The organism is Frankia sp. CcWB2, assembly GCF_977927585.1.
The window spans coordinates 4,790-8,927 of sequence record NZ_CDWRCM010000165.1 but is presented as its reverse complement, the minus strand read 5'-3'; the positions used below and the strand labels follow the sequence as shown (position 1 = coordinate 8,927).

2 protein-coding genes and 1 pseudogene are annotated in these 4,138 nt (G+C 72.7%); 2 read left to right on the top strand and 1 reads right to left on the bottom strand.

Annotation, left to right across the window (positions count from 1 at the left end):
* Positions 1 to 1,399: DUF58 domain-containing protein (locus ACY45C_RS16190; RefSeq protein WP_462188417.1), on the top strand; the 1,399-nt coding region annotated here is incomplete at its 5' end.
* Positions 1,396 to 3,963: a transglutaminase TgpA family protein gene (locus tag ACY45C_RS16185; protein ID WP_462188416.1), complete on the top strand. Its 2,568-nt coding sequence runs from the start codon at positions 1,396 to 1,398 to the stop codon at positions 3,961 to 3,963. The genes ACY45C_RS16190 and ACY45C_RS16185, both read left to right, overlap by 4 nt.
* On the opposite strand, the pseudogene ACY45C_RS16180 reads toward ACY45C_RS16185, so the two are convergent.
* Positions 3,911 to 4,138, bottom strand: a pseudogene (locus ACY45C_RS16180) (DUF3040 domain-containing protein); the annotation flags it as partial. The gene ACY45C_RS16185 and the pseudogene ACY45C_RS16180 sit on opposite strands and share 53 nt — an antisense overlap.

The following is a 4,138-nucleotide window of genomic DNA, read 5'->3' as shown; positions in this document are numbered from 1 at the left end:
CGACTTTGTCGCGGCGCTGCGTGGCCTGACGATCCGCGGCCGGTCGTTCGTCGCCGCCGGCATCGCCTGCGCGGCGTCCGCGGCCGTGCTCGGCGAGCAGGACCTGCTGCGGATCGGCCTGCTCCTCATTCTCCTCCCCGTGCTCGCGGCGGCCTTCGTCTGCCGGACCCGCTACCGGCTCGCCTGCACCCGCCGGCTCGAACCGAGCCGGGTGACCGCCGGGGACCGGGTCTCGGTCCGGATCAGACTGGAAAACGTCAGCCGGTCGCCGTCGTCGGTGCTCCTGGTGGAGGACGCCGCCGCGGACGGGCTGGGCGGCGGGGTCCGGTTCGTACTCGGCCGGATCGAGCCCGGTGGCAGCCGGGACCTGTCCTATGTCCTGCACGCGGGGATGCGCGGTCGCTACCAGATCGGACCGATGGCGATCCGCCTCGGTGACCCGTTCGGGCTGTGCGAACTGTCGCGCAGTTTCCGCAGCCTGGACGAGCTGGTCGTGGCCCCCCCGATCGAGCGGCTGCCGTCGGCCCGCCCGACCGGTGCCGCGCGTGTCAGCACCCAGCTGCGCCGCCCGACCGGGCTCGCGGGTGAGAACGAGACGACGACCCGTCCGTACCGGTCCGGCGACGACCTGCGCAAGGTGCATTGGAAGACAACCGCCCGCCGCGGCGAGCTGATGGTCCGGCGCGAGGAGCACCCGCAGACGGGCGGGGCGACTATCCTGATCGACACCCGGGCCCGGGCGTGGCCCGACAGAGGCCCCTCAGCATCGTTCGAGTGGGCGGTGAGCGCGGTCGGGGCGATCGGCGTCCACCTCGTCCGGGGCGGGTACCGGGTCCGACTGCTGGCCGATCAGGGGCTGGCGGCCATCGCCGCGGGGGGTACCGTCGGCGGGCTCCTCGACGAGCTTTCAACGCTGACGCCCGCCCCCACCGAGTCCCTGCACCCATCGCTCGCGGCCGGCCGCAGGCAGGCCGATCACGGCGGCATGTTTGTCGCCGTCCTCGGCCACACCGATGCGCCCACTGCCGCCGCGCTGGCCGGGCTGCGGCCCCGCAGCGCCCCGGCGATCGCGGTGCTCGTCGACGTGGCCAGCTGGAGCACCGCCGCGGCGGCCCCGAAGATCGCCGCCGACCTCGGAACGACGCACGCGGTGCTCACCCGCGCCGGCTGGGCGGTCCTTGTCGCGGCGGCGGGCACCAGCCTCGCGGCGATGTGGCCGCGGGTCGCCGCCCGGGCCCGGGGCACGGGCGGCGTCGGTGCCTCGAGTGCCGCCGGAGTCTCCGGACGTGCCGGGACCGTGGGACTCACCGGGGCAACGGGACTCACCGGGACCGTGGGACTCACCGGGGCAACGGGGCACAGCGGCGGTCTCCACATCGGCGGACGGTCGGTGCCGTGAACGCCCGCCCGGTGCCCACAGTGATCGTCACCGTCGTCTGTCTGCTGTCCACCAGCGCGCTGACCCGTCTGTTCGAGGGTGTCCTCTGGTGGTTCGGGCCGGTACTCGTCGCCACGGCCGTGGCCGTCGGGACGGGGGTGGCGAGCCGCCTGCTCCTGCTGCCGGCGGCGGCCGGGATCCTGCTCAGTCTGGTCGGCCTCATCGGCACCGTCACCGTGCTGTCCGCGCGGTCGACGGCGTTGCTGGGCTTCCTGCCGACCGCCACCACGGTCAAGACGCTGCGCACGCTCATCTCCGCCGGCGGCTCCGACATCTCACGGCTGGCCGCGCCGGTGCCCGATCGGCCGGGCCTGGTGGTCCTCACGGTGATCGGCGTCTACCTCCTGGTCATGATCGTCGATCTGATCGTGGTGAAGTTCGACCACCCGACGCTCGGCGGCCTTCCGCTGCTGGCGCTGTATGCGGTGTCGGCGGCGATTCTGCCCGGGGGCGTCGGCACGGTGCCCTTCCTACTCGGCGCGGTGAGCTTCATCGCCCTGCTCCTGCTCGACGGGCGGTTGGCGTACGGGCGATGGGGCCGGACCGTCTCCGACCAGCGGAGGGCCGGCGTCGAGATGTTCGGCGGTCGCCTCGCCGTGGGCGCGCTCGGGGTCGCCGTCACCGCGCTGGTCGCTGCGATCGCGGTGCCGTTGGGCCTGCCGTCCCTTGACGGCGAGGGACTAGTGTCGCGCAAGGGTGGATCCGGCGCCGGGGACAGTCCGAGTTCAGCCAGCGTCGTGCAGCCGATCGTCTCGGTGAGCCAGCAGCTGCACGCCAGCACGGAGGTGCCCCTGCTTCGGGTGCGCTTCGACAAGCCGGAGTATCTGCGACTGACGGCCCTGGAGAACTTCGACGGCCAGCTGTTCACCCTGCGGGCGTTGAACGCCACCCGGGAGAACCGGGTCAGCGAGGGACTACCGAAACCACGGACGGGCGGCACCACCCAGTCGGTGCGTGCGGAAGTGGCCGTCACCGGGCGGTTCAACGAGCTGTATCTGCCGGTTCCGGGCATCCCAACCCGGATCGAGGGGCTGACCGGCGACTGGCGGCTGACGAGCCCGACAGGCACGATCTTCTCGACCCGGGCCTCGACGGCGAACGCGCACTACCAGGTGGACGCGGTGGTGCCGAATCCCACGAGCGCGCAACTTCAGGCCGCGACCGGGCCGATCCCGGACTCGCTCGACATCGCGACCGCGCTCCCTGACAATCTCGATCCCCAGCTGCGCCAGCTCACCAAGGCCGTGACCGCGGATGCGCGCACCCCCTATGAAAAGGTGTACGCGATCCAGGAATACCTGCGGGGGCCGCAGTTCACCTACGACCTCCAGGGCGCCCCCACCACGCAGGAGGGCGCGCTCAGCCAGTTCCTGTTCGACACCCACCGCGGCTACTGCGAGCAGTTCGCCTCGGCCATGACGGTCATGGTGCGGATACTGGGCCTACCCGCCCGGGTCGCGATCGGCTTCGTCCCCGGGGAGCGGCAGAGTGACGGCAGCTACGTCATCACCAACCGGCAGGCGCATGCCTGGCCTGAGGTCTGGTTCCCGTCGATCGGCTGGATCAGCTTCGAGCCGACCCGCCGCAGCGACGGAGCCACCTCGGCGCCGTCCTACGCCCCCGCCGGGCCCGAGGACCCCGACAATGAGGCCGCCCTGCCGGAAGATCAGGATCAGACCGAACTGCAGGCAGCGCCCGAGCCGGTGCCCGTGCCGGATACCTCCACGCCGGCTCCCGGCGACGATCCGACCGCGGTGGACGCCCCGCGGTCAGGTGATGGCGCATCGACCTCCACCGGGATTCCCTCCTGGGTGATCTGGCTGTGCGGTGCCCTGCCCGTCCTGGGCCTGCTGGCCGTTCCGGCGATCACCCGGATCCAGCGGAGGCGGGTCCGGCTGCGCCCGGCCGAAGACGATCCTTCAGACCCGTCTGGGGCGACGCTGGAACGGGTCCACGACGCCTGGGCAGAACTGCTGGACGTCGCCGCGGATCTGGGAATCATGATCCGGCCGAGCGACTCGCCGCGGGCCGGGGTGGCCCGGCTGACCGCCTACCTGGACGCCGAGCCGACCACCGCACAGGCCCCGGGGTCCCGCCCGGAACCGTCTGCGTGGCAATCCGGGGACGGCGGGCCCCCCACGGCCTACCCGCAGGCCCGCGCGGCACTCGCCCGGCTGGCCTCCGCGGAGGAGCGGGCCCGCTACGCGCCACCGGAGATGGCCGCGCCGCCGTCCGTCGCAGACCTCGGCGAGGATGTCGTCCTGGCCACCACCACGCTGTGGGTGCTGGCACCGCGGGCCAGGCGGATGTTGGCGCGGATCGCCCCGGCATCGGTTCTCCGACGCGACGCGCCGACCTCGGCGCGCGGACGGTCGAGGACGGGACAGGGAGGCGGCGGGGACGACGCACCCGCCACGCCCGCCACGATTCAGAACGATGACAATGATGACAATCAGGACTGGCCGGACCCGGTCAGGGACGGTCCTCCCAGCGCCGCCGCCACCGCTCCTCGACCCGTTCCATGAACGGAGCCCTAGCCCGCGGCTTCGGCTTCGATCCCCCCTGCACACCGCCCGGCCGCCGGTGACCGGTGTCACGGCCGCTGATCCGGCGCAGGCCCGCCGCACCGCGCAGCGCGGCGAACAACATCATGAGGAAACCGAGGATGCCGAGGATCACCGTCAGCGGTACCTGGTTGAG